The sequence below is a fragment of the Pseudomaricurvus sp. ABR4_320 genome (assembly GCF_056159445.1).
Map to the genome: position 1 here is coordinate 519,245 of NZ_JBSWVF010000003.1, position 16,257 is coordinate 535,501.

17 protein-coding genes are annotated in these 16,257 nt (G+C 51.2%); 14 read left to right on the plus strand and 3 right to left on the minus strand.

What is annotated here, in order from left to right; translation table 11 throughout:
• Positions 1 to 18 precede the first annotated feature (18 nt).
• Positions 19 to 231, plus strand: a complete 213-nt coding sequence (locus ACXAFR_RS08450; RefSeq protein ID WP_475175505.1) for a hypothetical protein — start codon at positions 19 to 21, stop codon at positions 229 to 231.
• Positions 232 to 287: 56 nt separating this feature from the next.
• Here the strand turns inward: ACXAFR_RS08450 and cysE are convergent, their stop codons facing one another.
• Entirely contained in the window at positions 288 to 1,112 is an 825-nt protein-coding gene (gene cysE, locus ACXAFR_RS08455; RefSeq protein WP_475175508.1) for a serine O-acetyltransferase, read from the minus strand.
• 103 nt (positions 1,113 to 1,215) lie between these two features.
• Positions 1,216 to 1,899, minus strand: coding sequence for a M15 family metallopeptidase (locus ACXAFR_RS08460; protein WP_475175511.1), 684 nt, complete (start codon positions 1,897 to 1,899; stop codon positions 1,216 to 1,218).
• A 127-nt stretch (positions 1,900 to 2,026) separates the two neighbouring features.
• Here ACXAFR_RS08460 and ACXAFR_RS08465 point away from each other — a divergent pair, with 127 nt between their 5' ends.
• The 4 genes from ACXAFR_RS08465 to ACXAFR_RS08480 all read left to right on the plus strand — a co-directional run bounded on the left by ACXAFR_RS08465 (position 2,027) and on the right by ACXAFR_RS08480 (position 4,921).
• Positions 2,027 to 2,326, plus strand: a complete 300-nt coding sequence (locus ACXAFR_RS08465) for a TfoX/Sxy family protein (RefSeq protein ID WP_475175514.1) — start codon at positions 2,027 to 2,029, stop codon at positions 2,324 to 2,326.
• Between the two features lie 278 nt (positions 2,327 to 2,604).
• Complete coding sequence (htpX, locus tag ACXAFR_RS08470) at positions 2,605 to 3,504, plus strand: protease HtpX (protein WP_475175515.1); 900 nt, start codon at positions 2,605 to 2,607, stop codon at positions 3,502 to 3,504.
• The gene (locus ACXAFR_RS08475; RefSeq protein WP_475175517.1) at positions 3,501 to 4,577 is read left to right on the plus strand and encodes a S1C family serine protease; all 1,077 of its coding nucleotides are present in this window, start codon (positions 3,501 to 3,503) and stop codon (positions 4,575 to 4,577) included. The genes htpX and ACXAFR_RS08475 overlap by 4 nt, the downstream gene beginning before the upstream one ends.
• A 26-nt stretch (positions 4,578 to 4,603) precedes the next feature.
• The gene (locus ACXAFR_RS08480; RefSeq protein WP_475175519.1) at positions 4,604 to 4,921 is read left to right on the plus strand and encodes a Rieske (2Fe-2S) protein; all 318 of its coding nucleotides are present in this window, start codon (positions 4,604 to 4,606) and stop codon (positions 4,919 to 4,921) included.
• A 5-nt stretch (positions 4,922 to 4,926) separates the two neighbouring features.
• On the opposite strand, the gene sfsA is transcribed toward ACXAFR_RS08480, so the two are convergent.
• The gene (gene sfsA / locus ACXAFR_RS08485) at positions 4,927 to 5,637 is read right to left on the minus strand and encodes a DNA/RNA nuclease SfsA (RefSeq protein ID WP_475175522.1); all 711 of its coding nucleotides are present in this window, start codon (positions 5,635 to 5,637) and stop codon (positions 4,927 to 4,929) included.
• Positions 5,638 to 5,898: 261 nt separating this feature from the next.
• Between sfsA and dksA the strand changes: the two genes are divergently transcribed.
• The 9 genes from dksA (at position 5,899) to panB (ending at position 16,251) form a co-directional block, all read left to right on the plus strand.
• Complete coding sequence (gene dksA, locus ACXAFR_RS08490) at positions 5,899 to 6,342, plus strand: RNA polymerase-binding protein DksA (protein WP_475175526.1); 444 nt, start codon at positions 5,899 to 5,901, stop codon at positions 6,340 to 6,342.
• A gap of 17 nt (positions 6,343 to 6,359) precedes the next feature.
• Positions 6,360 to 7,259, plus strand: coding sequence for a tRNA glutamyl-Q(34) synthetase GluQRS (gene gluQRS, locus ACXAFR_RS08495; RefSeq protein ID WP_475175529.1), 900 nt, complete (start codon positions 6,360 to 6,362; stop codon positions 7,257 to 7,259).
• A 50-nt stretch (positions 7,260 to 7,309) separates the two neighbouring features.
• The gene (locus ACXAFR_RS08500; RefSeq protein ID WP_475175535.1) at positions 7,310 to 7,486 is read left to right on the plus strand and encodes a hypothetical protein; all 177 of its coding nucleotides are present in this window, start codon (positions 7,310 to 7,312) and stop codon (positions 7,484 to 7,486) included.
• Positions 7,476 to 10,493: an ATP-binding protein gene (locus ACXAFR_RS08505; protein WP_475175541.1), complete on the plus strand. Its 3,018-nt coding sequence runs from the start codon at positions 7,476 to 7,478 to the stop codon at positions 10,491 to 10,493. Before ACXAFR_RS08500 ends, ACXAFR_RS08505 begins: the two co-directional genes overlap by 11 nt.
• Positions 10,486 to 11,913, plus strand: coding sequence for a sigma-54-dependent transcriptional regulator (locus tag ACXAFR_RS08510; RefSeq protein WP_475175545.1), 1,428 nt, complete (start codon positions 10,486 to 10,488; stop codon positions 11,911 to 11,913). The genes ACXAFR_RS08505 and ACXAFR_RS08510 overlap by 8 nt, the downstream gene beginning before the upstream one ends.
• A 935-nt stretch (positions 11,914 to 12,848) precedes the next feature.
• On the plus strand, positions 12,849 to 14,147 hold the full coding sequence (pcnB, locus tag ACXAFR_RS08515; protein ID WP_475175550.1) for a polynucleotide adenylyltransferase PcnB: 1,299 nt from the start codon (positions 12,849 to 12,851) through the stop codon (positions 14,145 to 14,147).
• A gap of 3 nt (positions 14,148 to 14,150) precedes the next feature.
• Complete coding sequence (gene folK / locus ACXAFR_RS08520; RefSeq protein ID WP_475175554.1) at positions 14,151 to 14,633, plus strand: 2-amino-4-hydroxy-6-hydroxymethyldihydropteridine diphosphokinase; 483 nt, start codon at positions 14,151 to 14,153, stop codon at positions 14,631 to 14,633.
• A 24-nt stretch (positions 14,634 to 14,657) separates the two neighbouring features.
• The gene (locus tag ACXAFR_RS08525) at positions 14,658 to 15,329 is read left to right on the plus strand and encodes a deoxynucleoside kinase (RefSeq protein ID WP_475175559.1); all 672 of its coding nucleotides are present in this window, start codon (positions 14,658 to 14,660) and stop codon (positions 15,327 to 15,329) included.
• A gap of 94 nt (positions 15,330 to 15,423) precedes the next feature.
• On the plus strand, positions 15,424 to 16,251 hold the full coding sequence (gene panB / locus ACXAFR_RS08530; protein ID WP_475175562.1) for a 3-methyl-2-oxobutanoate hydroxymethyltransferase: 828 nt from the start codon (positions 15,424 to 15,426) through the stop codon (positions 16,249 to 16,251).
• Positions 16,252 to 16,257: the final 6 nt, after the last annotated feature.

Here is a 16,257-nt window from a genome sequence, read left to right on the forward strand (position 1 = left end):
GGATGTGGAATGCTAGCTATGCCGGAAAAGACACCAAATCTCTATATCGGTAAAGACAACATTGACTGTGATGCACTGAAGACTCAGTTGCAGGCGGAAATCGATGAACTGTTCGGGCGCATTTCTCTGTTGAAACGCAACCCCGGCCCGAATGCCAATGAGTTGAAACACCTGGAATATATCATCAATCACCGCCAAGCCGTGCTGGAATGGCTGGATACCAGTCAATAACCTCGCACGAACCAGCCTTTCTCAAACACTTACACACTCATTAGACTCAACGATATTTACTGCTCTTCCGGGATTTGATGATCCATGGATAATGCCGGGTTTTGCAAACGCGAAGCTCTTCCTACAGATTTCGCAGGAACGCCCGCTACCGTACTGTAAGCCGGCACATCTGCCAGCACCACACTCCCGCCGCCAATCTTGGCTCCATCCCCTATGTGAATGTTGCCTAACAACTTTGCGCCGGCACTGATCAGGACACCTGAGCCAACTTTTGGGTGACGATCACCGCAATCACAACCAGAGCCGCCCAGTGTCACTGAGTGAAGAATCGAGACATTATCCCCCATCACTACCGTCTCACCCATCACCACAGCTGTCGCATGATCGATCATGATCCCCTTGCCGATCCGCGCTCCAGGATGAATATCAACCGCAAATTCCTCTGAAATTTGGTTCTGAAGATACCTGGCAAGAGATCGCCGCCCCTGTTTCCAAAGCCAGTGGCTGACACGTTGCGCTTGCAGTGCGTGAAATCCTTTGAAATAAAGAAAAGGCGTTAAATAGCGATCGCAAGCGGGGTCACGATCTTTATGAGCCTGAATATCCGCACGCATGGCTTCAGCAATTGCCGGATCGGCGGCCATCGCCTCTTCAAAAACCTCCCTAATCGTCATCGCCTGTACGGTAGAACTGTCCAGCTTGCTGGCGAGATAGAAGCTAACCGCTGACTCAAAGCTACCGTGATTCAGGATTGCAGCATGGTAAAAGCTCGCCAATACGGGCTCCTGCTGACTCACCTCGTACGCTTCTCGGCGAATGGTGTGCCAGAGTACATCGGTAGCGGCGGTTATCGGACGGGAAAGAGATTCTTGCATCGGCATGAACAGACAACTTTTCTGAGGTAACACAAAGACCGGTATGGTAACCCAATTATCACAGACAACTGTTGAAGAATGGTTAACCCTTTTACGCCATCCAATCCACTTAGACCGAAAGGTAGCGCGCGGCGATATCACCATAATGCAAGGCTACAGTCTCTGACAAAGGAAAATCTGGATCAGCCAATAACCACTCAAGAATCGCCGGGTCTTTAACTCTGCAGACGCACTGCTCCGCAAGAGGTCTATAACTGATATGCCAAGGTTCTGGACCTATTGCCCCGCAGTCTTTGTCATAGGGCCAGTAAAAGTCATCGCGAGATGAGCTTTGGAGAAACTGCCGCAGCCAGCAATAAAAGCCATAAAATGGCCCACCTTCAGCGTACTCAGCCGGAATCAGTTGCAGCTGATAATCTGCCGAGACGGCAGCACGATCATACACATCGAAATCTGTTCCCCAGTGGTGGCGGGACAATCCTGGCAAGGCTGACCAACGCATCACCGTAAACAGGCTCTCGGAGTCTGTTTGACCAGAGATATCGACGGCAGTATTGCCTTCATGATCGAGCACCGGCCGCCGCCCGGACAACTTGTTTTTCCAGATGGCTTTTTGTCGATCGTAATCCCGGAAACTGCTGGCTATGGCCAGATCGAAACCAGCCTCCTTGGCCGATTCACCCAATCGTTGAAGGGGCACAACCACATTTCTGCAAACCTTCGCGCCATCCCAACCTTCAACCAGATGAGATTCGGTTTTACCCGTCAATTCCTCTAAGGATAGTTTTGCCATAAACGCGCTTGCACTGCACAACAGTTGCCATCTTGGGGTTTGCAGGTATGATAAGTCAAAGGCTTATTGGTATCAGCTGAATAATAACTATAACTCACATGCACTAACTGGCCACAAGGAAACAATTATGACGCAAAGTCATAGTGATCTTCTTGATATGAAAAATCTCGGTGCCGCCACCGTTAACATTCTTCACGCGATCGGAATTCATTCCCAAGAAGACCTGAGACAAGTCGGGTCTGTGGATGCCTACGTCCGCATTAAATGTCGCGGTATTCATGTCTCCAAAGTCCTGCTGTATGCACTCGAAGGTGCACTCCTGGATATACACTGGAATGATCTGGAGCCCGGTCTCAAACAAACCCTTATAGAAGCAGCAGAACAACAGGAGCAGGATTCAGACAGTTCTCGCAGGACGGCTGGCTGAATATCGACTGCCGACGCGCGGAATTTATCAATCAAAAGAAAATACAAATAAATCTCATTTAGGGGTTGACCCAATAAATGATAATAATTATCATTCAGTTGCTGTCGCTGCTGACAGCGTGGGATTAACATCCCGTCTCCTTAAACAGGCTAATCACGGTTATTCGGCCACCCTAATCAGGTGGCCGCTTTTTCTTGTTTTCCGCTCTTCACCGCCATTGAATTTTTCTTCTGAGAACCAATCTTATAGGTCGGTATTCTTTCTCAGGAGTCATCCCCGTGTTACGTATTGGCTTGTTCTTGCTTACCAACCTGGCGGTAATCTTCGTTGCCAGTATTACTCTCAATCTACTCGGCGTAGGTTCTTACCTGCAAGCCAACGGTGGCGGCCTAGATCTGGGCAATCTGCTGGTCTTCTGTGCCGTGTTCGGCTTTGCTGGTTCACTCATTTCGCTGTTTCTCTCCAAGTTTATGGCGAAAATGAGCACGCGCACGCAAATCATTACGACACCCCGCACCACCGACGAGCGCTGGTTACTTGAGACCGTGAATCAACTTGCCCAACAAGCGGGCATAAAAATGCCAGAAGTGGGTATTTTTCCTGCCCGGGAATCCAACGCATTTGCAACGGGATGGAATCGGAACGATGCCCTGGTTGCAGTCAGTGAAGGCCTGCTATCCCGTTTCAGCCGGGAAGAAATCAAGGCGGTTCTCGCCCATGAAATTGGACATGTAGCCAACGGCGATATGGTGACTCTGTCCCTTATCCAAGGTGTCATTAACACGTTCGTTATGTTTTTCGCCAGAGTCATCGGATATACCATTGATCGAGCCGTATTCAAAAATGAAAACGGGCACGGTATAGGCTTTTATATCGTTACCTTCGTCGCGGAAATGGTTCTTGCCGTATTGGCGTCCATCATCGTTATGAAATTTTCTCGTTATCGGGAATTTCGAGCCGACGAGGCTGGAGCCAATCTCGCGGGTAATACCGCGATGATTAACGCTCTGCGTAGACTGCAAATGGAGTCCTCCGCGCAAGCCGAATCCGCGATGCCAGCTACACTTAAAGCCTTTGCCATCAGCGGCAGCTTCCGCTCCCAGTTCTCTAAATTGTTTTCCAGCCACCCGCCACTGGAAGATCGCATTGAAGCGCTTCAAAAAAGGCAGCCAGCATGAAGTTGGCGCCATTTTCAGGATTGTCCGCTACCACGCTTCTGCTGGCACTGACCGTTCTGCTATCCGGGTGCTTTACGGATTCAGCCTCTGCGCAGAAGTTCTCGACGGATGACGAGCGCAACACTGCAGAAGTGTTCAGTGCATCCAGCCCCTCCGTCGTCTACGTGACCAACCAAGCAGTGGTGCGAGATCGCTACACCCTGAATGCCCATGCGGTGCCCCAGGGCACCGGAACAGGGGTGGTTTGGGATTCCAATGGCTACATCATCACCAACTATCACGTCGTCGAAGGTGCGGGACAGATATTAATTACCCTGCAGGACCAAACGTCTTGGCCAGCGACGGTCGTCGGCTTGGCACCATCGAAGGACCTAGCGGTCTTGCACATCGATGCCCCCAAAGATGAACTCAGACCGCTTCCATTGGGCAACTCCAGTGACCTCGCCGTCGGCCGCAAAGTCATGGCCATCGGCAACCCATTCGGCTTGGACACCACGTTAACCGTCGGCGTGGTGAGCGCCGTGGGCCGGGAAATCAAGGCGAGCAATCAGCGCACCATTCGCAACGTTATTCAAACAGATGCCGCGATCAACCCCGGCAATTCTGGCGGCCCATTGATTAACTCCAGCGGCGAGCTGGTGGGCATCAATACAGCGATCTATAGCCCCAGCGGCACCAGCGTGGGCATTGGTTTCGCGATCCCCGTCAACACAGTGAAAACCATTGTCCCCATGTTGATCGAAGATGGTCGTCTGACGCGCCCCTCTCTGGGCGTCGAAATTGGCCCCAGCCAGTGGGCAAGATCATATGGCATGAAGGGCGTCCCTGTGTTGAGAGTCAGCCCAGGATCGCCTGCCGACCGGGCGGGCATAAATGGGATCAAAGTTAACTCAGTAGGCACAGCGGTTCTCGGTGATGTTCTCGTTGGGCTGGGCAACTTCCAGATAGATGATTATGATGACCTTCTCAGCGCTCTTGAGGCTCACAAAGCTGGCGACAAAGTCACCGTCCAGCTGATTCGTGACGGTAAAACCCTTGAGCGACAGCTAGTACTGGCAGACCCTGTCGATTAATCCCTTGGAAAGAGTGTTACGCACCTATGATTCGACTCTGTACCTTAAGCGAACTGGACGATCCAGGTAGCCGAGGCTTCAATTTACAGGGCGGTCATTTCTTTGTCGTCCGCAAGGGCGACAAAGCCTTTGCCTACCGCAACTCCTGCCCACACCTCGGCGTGCCCCTCGAATGGACCCCAGATCAGTTTCTGGACACGGAACTCGGTCTAATACAGTGCGCGACACACGGAGCCCTATTTACTCTAGACAGCGGTACCTGCGTACACGGTCCCTGTTTGGGCAGAGATCTGCTGCCAGTGACGATTACCGTTAAAGACGATGTCATTTGGCTGGTTGAATAAATTGTTCACGGCAGTATTACCGGCAGTTGACGAGACAAGGCGATTTCAGATGGACTGATGACAGCTCCATAGGCAATAACCTCAACTCCCTTATCTACCGCCTCCCGCAAAGCGTCTGCATAGCCAGGGTCAATTTCTTCTGCGACAGCGACCCTCTCAACACCTGAATGTTGAACGCAGTAGACCAATACCCCTCGAGCGCCCGCTGCGACCACACCCGCCAACTCCCTTAAGTGCTTTGCTCCGCGACTGCTTACGGCGTCGGGGAAAAGCCCCAATCCGTTATCTCCCTCTAAAGTGACACTTTTTACTTCAACGTAACAGGCAGCTGCTCCAGTTTTCGACAGCAAAAAATCAATGCGACTGCCCTCCTCTCCATACTTCACCTCTCGCCGCAGTGTGTCATACCCGCCTAGCTCACGAATGATTCCGGCCGTAATGGCCTCTTCGACCAAGGCATTGGCACGTCCAGTGTTAATCCCGGCCATAAACCCCTGCTCGGTGGTCGCAATTTCCCAAGTCTGAGGGTATTTTCTTTTGGGATTATCGGATTGTGAATACCAACACGGCGAACCGGGAACCAAACACGCTTTCATGGATCCAGTATTGGGGCAGTGAATTGTGATGGTATCTCCCTGAGATGTCTCGATATCTGTCAGGAAACGTTTGTATCGGCGCAGAAAAGTGCCTTTTTGAAAAACAGGGCTAAACTTCATTTTTAAGTTATTACGAGGTGGGAAAAGTTGGACTCAAACTTATAAAAGCAAGCAATTTGGCGAGCATTAAAGGAAAATCACGCCAAAAACAAGTATTTTGTTGACACGCTCTGCGTTTTAAGTTCAGTATCCGCGCCCGCTTTGGAGAATTATTGAAGATTCTACCAGAAATCTCGGTTTTTAATGCCGTAACGGTACTTGAAATTTTCTGGATGAGTCCCCAATTGTCACGTCCGGTAGGAAATTGCGAGGCGATTAGCGATGCCAAAACCTATGAAAGCTAACGACAATATTTCGCTCAGAGGGTTTACTCCTTATCAGGAAGAACCTGGCGAAGAGTACATGAACGACCGCCAAAAGGAGCATTTTCGTCAGCTACTGAAAAGCTGGAAAAACGAACTGATGGAGGAAGTGGACAGAACGGTTTCTCATATGAAAGACGAGGCCGCTAACTTCCCTGATCCTGCCGACCGCGCCAGCCAGGAAGAAGAGTTCAGCCTGGAACTGAGAACCCGGGACCGTGAGCGCAAGTTGATCAAAAAAATCGACAGCACCATGGAGCTGCTTGATACTGACGACTATGGATACTGCGAGACCTGTGGTGTCGAAATCGGTATCCGACGTTTGGAAGCACGCCCCACCGCGACTCAGTGCATCGACTGTAAGACCCTCGACGAAATCAAAGAGCGTCAGGTCAGCGGTTAATTTCTACACCTATTGATGTGACAGAAATCACTGAGGGCTACAGGGGCCGATTTGCGCCTTCGCCCTCAGGACGCTTACATTTCGGCTCGCTGCTGACAGCTGTTGGCAGCTATCTAGACGCCCGATCTCAAGGTGGCAAATGGCTGCTGAGAATTGAAGATCTTGACACCCCCCGAGTACAAGCCGACGCGACGACTGCGATACTTCGCACCCTGGAAAAACACCACCTGTTCTGGGATGAAGCGGTCAGCTACCAAAGTCAGCGCTTAAACCTCTACAAGGATATTCTCGAGCAGTGGTCCAACCAGCAACTGACCTTTCCCTGTAATTGCTCGCGCAAACGCCTAAAAAGCCTGCCGGACTACGACGGTCATTGCTTACAACACCCGCCACAACAACCGCCGTATTCTGTCCGCTTGCGGCGCGCCGCTATTGCAAACCAGAATAAGACGCAACTGGATGTTTTCGAAGGTGACATCACAACAGAACAGCTCGCCTGTGACGACATCATCCTGTCACGCCGCGATGGCATATTTGCCTACAACTTCGCAGTCGTTGTCGATGATCACTTTCAAGGGATAAATCATGTTATCCGCGGAAGGGATCTCATCAGCATGTCACGAATTCAAGGGCAGCTACATGAACTGCTGGGAGGACCTGCACCACAAGTTGGTCATTTACCTCTGGTCGTCGATGCCCAGGGAAGAAAATTCAGCAAGCAAAACCTCGCTCCCCCCCTGCAAGATAATCAAGCCAGCGAAAACCTGATGCTTGCCATGCGCTTACTCGGCCTACAACCACCCAGTGACGCCTTATGTACATCCCCCTCGGACATCCTCTCATGGGCGACCTCACAGTGGACCCGAAAAAGTCGAATCGCTACAGTCTGCCTCCCATCAGCAACCGTAGATTGTTAAAGGTGGGTTCGCTAAGATGAGCTTCAAACAACCGGTACATCACCCCAAACATGCTTAATCGGCGCCTTTTACTGATCGTTTCGATCATGATCTACATTTTTTCCCCGACGATCTATGCCTGGATGACCAACCCGGAAGGCAGTTGGTTCCGGCCTTATATTATTTGGGGGCTGGTCATAGCCATTACCTTTGCCTATCAGAGACGCAGTTATCGCAATGGGGATTAATTACTTTACCCTTTTTCTCGTGGTGAGCTGCTATCTCGCGATCACGGCAGCTGTCGCTCGCTATTCAGAGCGTTTGGGAGCGCCGGGACTGGTTTCCCGTTACCCCGAAGTTTTTATCTTATCCCTCGCCATATTGACCAGTGCCTGGAGCTTCTATGGCATGGTCGACCTCGCCTTTCAGTACGGTTATGGCGCGCTGGCATACTACCTAGGCGCTGGGGCGCTGTTCTTTTTCGCCCCTCTGGCTCTCGCTCCCATCGCGCAACTCGCCGTGCGGTTTAAAATTCGCAATATTGCCGATCTGATGGTGTTTCGCTTCCATAGCCAAGAGGCCGGCAGTCTCAGCACGTTATGTATGCTGCTGCTCGCGATGCCGCTAATGGCCATGCAGCTGCAGGTCATGAGCGACACCTCCTACCTTCTGTCTCTACAGAACCTGCTGGAAAACCCTGAAGTGTCCACTGCCGGAGGATCATCCCCACCCTGGATCGCTGGTTTCTACTGCATCGCTATTGGGCTGTTTGTCACGGTAATCGGCGCCCGCCGCGAGCAAAGCCAGGGACTGATTGCCGCTCTAGGCTTACAAAGTCTGGTTATGCTTGCGGCTCTGATCGCGGTCGGCATAGGTGCGGTATGGGGCATCTACGGTGGTTTTGGCGCACTGAATGAATGGTTACAGGCGCACCCGGAAAACCTTCAGATTCTGCATAACCCCACCCATGCCACGCCTCATTATTTACTCGTGCTCGTATTCGTTGGCTCCGTCGTTGGGATTCCACACATATTTTCGATTCTGGAAGATGAAGACAGAGCACGCACAACGATTTCCACATTGAGCTGGGCGTTTCCACTGATTCTGCTGGTTATGGCTCTGCCGCTCTTTCCCATACTTTGGGCGGGTCTCGCCAAGACTCTGCCATTGCCAACTCAGTATTTTACCCTTGGCGTTCCTTTGCAGCTGGATTCCACATGGATGACGCTGCTGACCTTCCTGGGTGGACTCAGTGCCGCATCGGGAACCATGGTTATCACAGCCCTGGCCATCAGCACCATGATCGTCAACCATTGGCTGTTACCTTCGACTCGCCTCAGGCGTCAGGACCTTTACCGCCGTGTCGCACTCCTGCGCACGCTGGTCATTTCCGGAATACTGCTGCTCAGCTTTATTTTCTATGAGGTGATCTACAGCCGCTTCAATCTCACCGATCTTGCCTTTATGGCATTCTCGGAGACGCTGCAATTTATGCCCGCTTTACTGGCCGTCACCTACTGGCCCAAAGCGAACAGCCGAGGCTATATTTGCGGCCTAAGTCTCGGTACAGCGGTTTGGTTACTGGGACTGATTATCCCCAGTATCGCTGGACTTGAATCGCTTTCGTTACCATTGACGAGCACAGTGTTACCCTTGGGAACACACGCCTGGGACAGTGTTACCCTGGCTGCTATCTCATTGAATCTCGGGGCGTTTATTCTCATTTCCGTGTTGACCGATACCCCCCTGGAAGAGCGTTACAGTGCCGAATTATGTGCTGAAGACGAACTCAGCCACCCGCTACGAATGATTCTCGACGTGCGCAGCGCTGAGGAATTTATTACCCAACTGGGGAAAAGCCTCGGACCGACGCTCGCTCGCCAGGAAGTGGAAAAAGCCCTATTGGAGCTGCAACTCAATTTGTCTGAACGGCGCCCCTACGCGCTGCGAAGGCTGCGCGACAAACTTGAAGCCAATCTCTCAGGCCTCGTCGGTACAGCTGTTGCCAGTGAAATTCTCGATCGGCAGCTGCCCTATCACCTGCCGGAGGATTTTAGCGATACCACAGACATCAACATGATCGAAAATCGGCTGGCACAATATCGCAGCCACCTAACGGGCCTCGCCGCCGAACTCAATAATCTTCGCCTCTATCACCGCAACACCTTAGAAGAGCTTCCACTCGCCGCCTGCTCATTGGGTCAGGCCAGTGAAATTTTACTTTGGAATACCGCGATGGAAGAGCTGACTGGCATCCCGACGGATCAAGTTGTCGGCTCTTACCTCAACAACCTACCTTCACCCTGGCGGTCACTGCTCAACAACTTTCTTGACAGCGATCAATTTCATTTGCACAAACAGCAAATTAAACTCAGCGGGAAACCCCACTGGCTCAGCCTGCACAAAGCCAACATTTATGGTCCTGTCGCCGAAATCGCCGATGGTCAAATCATACTACTGGAAGACATGACCGAAACTCAGCTGCTTGAACAAGAGCTGGTTCACAGTGAGCGATTAGCCTCGGTCGGAAGGCTGGCCGCAGGTGTTGCTCACGAAATCGGCAACCCAGTAACCGGTATAGACTGCCTGGCTCAAAACCTTCGTTACGATGCTGACGACCCGCAAGCCGTGCTCGAAACAGCAGAACAGATTCTCAGCCAGACAGCACGGGTAAGCCGCATCGTACAATCCCTGGTCAGCTTCTCCCATTCCGGAACTCTGGAACGAACACAACTGATGCCAGTCAGCGGATGGAATTGCGCTGAGGAAGCCATTCAACTTTTGTCGTTACAAAAAGACAGAAACCAGGTCAATTTTAAAAACGAAATTGCCGCTGATATACTGGTAACAGCTGATCCACAGAAATTGATACAGGTATTTATTAATCTCCTAGCTAACGCCAGAGATGCAAGCCCCTGTGACAGTGAAGTCCTTCTGAGCCATTCTGAAACCGAAGATAGCATTAACCTGCACATCATCGATGCCGGTGAAGGAATACCCAAAGCCCAACAGGACAGAGTTCTTGAACCCTTTTTTACGACGAAAGAACCCGGTAAAGGCACTGGCCTAGGCTTGGCAATGGTCTACAGTATTGTGGAAGAATTTCACGGCCACCTGCAGATCATTAGCCCTCGTCGCGGCAAAAATTATGGTACGGAGATCGTTGTCCAACTGCCCAAACACCTTGAATCTAAATCACAGGTAGTGGACACTCACACAGCAAATGACCCTGCGGGTGATCGTAACTATGAGTAAGATCCTTATTGTTGAAGACGAAGCTATCATCAGAACAGCTCTTCGCAAACTTCTCGAAAGGAATCGCTTTACCGTCAGCGAAGCCGGCTCAGTAAAAGAGGCGGTCGCCAAATATGATTTCGCGGCTTTTGATCTGATCATCAGTGATCTGCGACTCCCCGGCGCGCCCGGCACCGACCTTATCAAACTGGCCGACGCAACCCCCGTCCTGATTATGACCAGTTACGCCAGCCTGCGCTCAGCCGTAGACTCAATGCGCCTGGGAGCCGTCGACTACATCGCCAAACCTTTCGATCACGACGAGATGGTTGCCTCGGTAAAACGGGTCATTGGCAAGGCCAACGAAGCCCGCCAAAAACAGCCGAAAGCCAACAACGACGGCTCAAAACCCAATCGAATACCCGGCATGATTGGCGACAGCCCAGTCATGCAAAATCTCTATAGCAACATCCACAAAATCGCCCCAACCAGCGCTACCGTGCTGATTCTTGGGGAGACGGGAACCGGCAAAGAGCTGGTCGCGCGGGCGATTCATACAGAAAGTCCTCGCCATACACAGCCTTTGATCTGCGTAAACTGTGCAGCCATTCCCGATACCTTGATCGAATCCGAACTGTTTGGCCACGAAAAAGGCGCGTTTACCGGTGCCGCCAGTAAAAGTGAGGGCCTTGTTGCCGCCGCAGATACTGGTACCTTGTTTCTCGACGAGATCGGCGAGCTGCCTCTCGAAGCCCAAGCTCGGCTGCTTCGGGTTCTGCAAGAGGGAGAAGTTCGCCCTATCGGCTCGACAGAATCGCGCAAAGTCAATGTCAGGCTGGTTGCCGCCACCCACAGAGATTTAGCAAAGCTTTGCAGAGAAGGTAAATTTCGGGAAGATCTGTACTTCAGAATCAACGTTCTCCAACTAAATCTTCCTCCCCTGCGTGACAGAGGCAAAGACATCATTGCTCTCGCAGATACCCTCATTGATCGCTTCTGCAAAGACCTAGACAAACCGACCCTGACCCTCAGCCCCGAAGCCATTCAATCGATTACCACCTACACTTGGCCTGGCAATGTTCGCGAACTTGAAAATGCCATGCAGAGAGCTGTGATTCTTTGTGATGACGAGCATGAAATTGGTCACGAAGTGTTATCGATCGATCTCGACCTGATTGAGGTTGGGGAAGACCGCAACGACATCATCCAACAGGTCCAGCGCTCGCAGCCTCCAACCAAAGCCACCAGCATTCACAAATCACCCGAGCCCAAAGAAGATCTGTCACTTGAGGATTACTTCCAACGCTTCGTTCTTGAACATCAGGACACGATGAGCGAGACAGAGTTAGCCCACAAACTCGGCGTAAGCAGAAAATGTCTGTGGGAAAGACGCCAAAAGCTTGGCATCCCACGCAAAAAGACTGCAGCGACCAGTAAATAACGAATCCCTTAAGAAGCAGCGGTGACGATCAAATCGTCGCTCTCGCTACTCGATTCGTTGCCCGCCCCCTTTTAAATCCTCCCTCTTATTTCCCGGCGCTTTATCAAAAGCCAACGAGACATGAATGAAAACGATTTCACATATTGACCGGTACCTTCCCCGAAGAATCGTCACTGAAACAGAATTTTTTTAACTCGAATCGAAGACTGTTATCAACAATCACACTTGCCTGCAAACTACCCTAAGAAAGTGTTACCTCAACATTCAAGAGGTAACACCAAGGGAAACCATAGGTAACAGACTGAAGGGAATTTGGCATGACAAAAAGCTGACAAAAATCATAACCAATTGATATTTATCATTTTTTTAAAACTGGCACAGGCAATGCTTTATATGGGACAGAATAACAAAAACAAATAATAAAAATAAAAGACAGCTAACAATAAAAATAAATAGCTAACAAACAATAATAAAAAAGTAAAACTAATAATAAAAAACAATAAACATTGATTACTGTCCAACAATGGAAGATAAAGTTTGCTGTTGAGCAGACGGTTGCAAGCAGGGACGCAGAAAATTTTCTAAGCAGCCGATTACACCAGAAAAATAAAAACAGAATTTTTAGCGGGAGGGTCAAATGGCTCTCCCGTTTTCATTTTATAACCCAGCCAACGATAGTCCTGCCAAAATTTACCCATCAACACAGTGTCATGGTAGACTAAAGCACTAGATCGATTAACGACCCACTAATTCGCCCGACCTCAATCTCCTTCCTCTTGCTATGCTAACGACTGTACGCTCGGGCAACCAGTAATCTTTGTAACATGTTGAAGTAGCTGTTTCGCCTGCCAGTCCGCATCCCGGCAAAAATATTCTACTGGCTGATAAGTAAGAAATTATCGCCTGTAACCCCCGTTGAACATCGGAAGATCCCATTGCACAGTCATAAAATCACACCGAATAAAATCAGTAACGCCGCCGTAAAGGTTATGGACCGCCTATTGGAGGGCGGATATCAATCCTATTTGGTGGGAGGCGGTGTACGTGATCTGCTGCTGGGAGGCCATCCCAAAGATTTCGATGTGGCGACGAATGCGACTCCAGAAGAAATTCGCCAGCTTTTCCGCAATTCACGCATTATCGGTCGGCGCTTTCGAATCGTGCATGTTCGTTTTGGTCGAGAGATCATCGAAGTCACCACATTCCGGGGCAACCACGATGACGACTCCCATTCGCCGCAACGGTCAGCCCGCTCAGATGAAGGAATGCTGTTAAGAGACAACGTCTACGGCGATATCGAATCCGATGCCGAGCGCCGTGATCTGACCATCAACGCGCTTTACTACTCACATCAAGACGGCAGCATTCTCGATTTTACCGGCGGCGTTCAGGATATCGATCGTCGCAAAATCCGTATCATCGGCGATCCTCAGAGACGCTATCAGGAAGATCCTGTGCGTATGCTTAGGGTATTGCGCTTCGCGGCGAAATTGGACTTCTCAATCGCCAATACCAGCGCACGTCCTATTGAGCCCCTGGGCAGACTGCTGAACAACATTCCTCCCGCACGCCTTTTTGAAGAGTCGTTAAAACTGTTTATGCACGGTCACGCACTGGCAGTCTTTACGTTATTGCGCGATTACAATCTCCTGCGGTTCCTGTTCCCGGCGACACAGAAAGCCCTTGATGATGGCTTAGAGTTTACAGAAGGGCTGATTACCGAAGCGCTCACCAGTACAGACAACAGAATTCGCAATGATCGCGGAGCCACCCCTGCATTCATCTTTGCCGCACTGTTGTGGACATCGCTGTGCCGAGCACAGGCACAACTGGAGGCTGAAGGACTCACGAAATACCAGGCCCATCTGACCGCCTGCCAGAACATTCTGAGCGACCAGTGCAAGATAACGGCAATCCCCAAGCGACTGACGTTGGCGATGAAAGAGATATGGGATTTGCAACACCGGCTCGAGCGGCGCCAGGGCAAGCAGGCAGAAAAGAACTTCACCCACCCTCGATTCCGCGCAGCCTATGATTTTCTGTTGATGCGGGAACAGTCGGGGGAAAACCTCCAAGGGCTTGGTGCCTGGTGGACCCGTTATCAGGAAGTGGGACACAAGGAGCGCCTGCAGATGCAAGAGCAGCTATCCTCTCGCAAAGGCAAAACACGACGCCGCAGCCCACGTCGCAGTGACGACAGTGAGACCGCGCATACGGACTCATCAGGCAGCTAGCCAGTGGCAATCGCGTACATCGGGCTGGGAAGCAACCTCGGCCACCCTCGCCACCAGCTGAAACAGGCCCAGACCGCGCTGGAAAAACTGCCTGAAACCCAACTACTGGTCATGTCACCCATCTATCAGACGCCTGCGGTCGGCGGCCCTGAAGGGCAACCGGATTATCACAATGGTGTCGCCAAACTCGAAACAGGATTGCAAGCCCTCTCCCTGCTCAAAGAACTTCAGCGCATAGAACATGCCCAGCAACGTGTGAGAACCCTTCGCTGGGGGCCGAGAACCTTGGATCTCGATCTCTTACTATACGACGACAGCCGAATCGACCTTCCCGAACTGACCGTCCCCCACCCTCGCATGCAGGAACGCGCCTTTGTCTTGCTCCCGTTATACGACATCGCACCGGGACTACATCTGCCATCCGGAAATCCAATTGCAAAACTACTGGCCGAATGTAACCAAGACGGCATAATACGACTGGAGTGATTTCGCAGGAAAAGACACAGCGTTATGAGTGAAGGTAGGGACACACCATCACAGAAGCCAGCAACTCGGTACATTGCCGTGGAAGGGCCTATTGGCGTCGGCAAAACAACCCTAGCTCGACAACTGGCCAGAGCCTTAAACTACAATTTGCTGGAAGAATCAGTCGCAGACAATCCGTTTCTAACCCGCTTCTACAAAAATCCTCGCGCAGCGGCACTGCCTACACAACTCTTTTTTTTATTTCAACGCACTCAGCAATTGGAAGAGTTGCGGCAACGAGACCTCTTTACCGGCAACACCGTATCGGACTACTTAATGGATAAAGATCGCCTCTTCGCAGAGGTGGTTCTCGACCGGGATGAATTGACGATCTACGAGCAAGTGGCCTCGCGATTATCCCTAGAAGCACCCGCCCCGGATCTGGTGATTTACCTGCAGGCAACCGATGATGTGCTCAACAGCAGGATACGTTCGCGGGGAATAGACGCCGAACGCTTCATTGACTCAAACTACATCGCGACACTGAATGCCGCCTACATGAAATTTTTCCATTTTTATGCGGCCTCGCCACTTCTAATCGTCAACGCCAGCGATATCGATCTGGCCAATAACGTCACCCACATCCAACAATTAGTGCAAATGGCAACCAGCGTCACCAGCGGACGCCATTACTATAACCCGAACCCTACCTTGTAGAGCGGAATCATCTCCTGCGCCATATTATGATATAAGTGCACAGATAAACTTGTGGCTAAAAGCCTTCAATAACCGCGATTTAACAGAGAGATCTATGCCATATTCTACGGTAAAACCCGGCAGCGGACTGACAAAGCCCATCACAACCTTAACCCTGAGAAAGATGAAAGCCGAAGGGCAAAAATTCGTTACACTTGCTCTGTACGATGCCCCCATGGCCGCGATGGCCCAGCGGTGTGGCATTGAGGTACTCCTGATCGGAGACAGTCTGGGAATGACCGTGCTCGGATACGACAGTACCATTCCGGTAACAATGGAGCAGATGATTTACCACGTAGAAGCGGTAAAACGCGGCAGCGATAAAGCCTTGATTATGGGTGACTTGCCGTTTATGACATACGCAACGCCAGAAGCGGCCATGGTAAATGCGACGCGCATAATGCAAGCGGGAGCCCACATGGTGAAAATTGAAGGCGGCAGCTGGCTGGCGCCTACCGTAAGCATGCTCAGCGACCGTGGCATTCCCGTTTGCGCACACCTGGGCCTTACACCCCAGTCAGTAAACAAACTCGGCGGCTTTCGAGTTCAGGGACGCAATGATACTCAAGCAGAGCAGATTTTGTCGGACGCTTGCGCCCTTGACGATGCTGGCGCCGACGCACTGGTATTGGAATGTGTTCCCGCAGCCCTGGCAGAGCGAATTACAGAAGCGGTATCTATGCCTACCATCGGCATAGGTGCAGGTGCCGGAACTGATGCTCAGGTCTTGGTTGTAAACGACATGCTTGGGATGACGGAATCTCCGCCTAAATTTTCCAAAAACTTTCTACGTGAAGCAGACGATATCCCCGACGCCATACGCAAGTTTGCTGACGAAGTGAGGGCAGGCACCTTCCCAACTGCCGAGCAGATAATCGCTTGATCTCTT

What these genes read in the sequence shown, in the direction of transcription:
- ACXAFR_RS08500 (WP_475175535.1), top strand. Translation starts at nt 7,310, where the DNA reads ATGCTTAATCGGCGCCTTTTACTGATCGTTTCGATCATGATCTACATT.
- ACXAFR_RS08525 (WP_475175559.1), top strand. Translation starts at nt 14,658, where the DNA reads ATGAGTGAAGGTAGGGACACACCATCACAGAAGCCAGCAACTCGGTAC.
- ACXAFR_RS08475 (WP_475175517.1), top strand. Translation starts at nt 3,501, where the DNA reads ATGAAGTTGGCGCCATTTTCAGGATTGTCCGCTACCACGCTTCTGCTG.
- ACXAFR_RS08450 (WP_475175505.1), top strand. Translation starts at nt 19, where the DNA reads ATGCCGGAAAAGACACCAAATCTCTATATCGGTAAAGACAACATTGAC.
- ACXAFR_RS08460 (WP_475175511.1), bottom strand. Translation starts at nt 1,899, where the DNA reads ATGGCAAAACTATCCTTAGAGGAATTGACGGGTAAAACCGAATCTCAT.
- dksA (WP_475175526.1), top strand. Translation starts at nt 5,899, where the DNA reads ATGCCAAAACCTATGAAAGCTAACGACAATATTTCGCTCAGAGGGTTT.
- ACXAFR_RS08510 (WP_475175545.1), top strand. Translation starts at nt 10,486, where the DNA reads ATGAGTAAGATCCTTATTGTTGAAGACGAAGCTATCATCAGAACAGCT.
- sfsA (WP_475175522.1), bottom strand. Translation starts at nt 5,637, where the DNA reads ATGAAGTTTAGCCCTGTTTTTCAAAAAGGCACTTTTCTGCGCCGATAC.
- cysE (WP_475175508.1), bottom strand. Translation starts at nt 1,112, where the DNA reads ATGCCGATGCAAGAATCTCTTTCCCGTCCGATAACCGCCGCTACCGAT.
- panB (WP_475175562.1), top strand. Translation starts at nt 15,424, where the DNA reads ATGCCATATTCTACGGTAAAACCCGGCAGCGGACTGACAAAGCCCATC.
- ACXAFR_RS08465 (WP_475175514.1), top strand. Translation starts at nt 2,027, where the DNA reads ATGACGCAAAGTCATAGTGATCTTCTTGATATGAAAAATCTCGGTGCC.
- ACXAFR_RS08480 (WP_475175519.1), top strand. Translation starts at nt 4,604, where the DNA reads ATGATTCGACTCTGTACCTTAAGCGAACTGGACGATCCAGGTAGCCGA.
- ACXAFR_RS08505 (WP_475175541.1), top strand. Translation starts at nt 7,476, where the DNA reads ATGGGGATTAATTACTTTACCCTTTTTCTCGTGGTGAGCTGCTATCTC.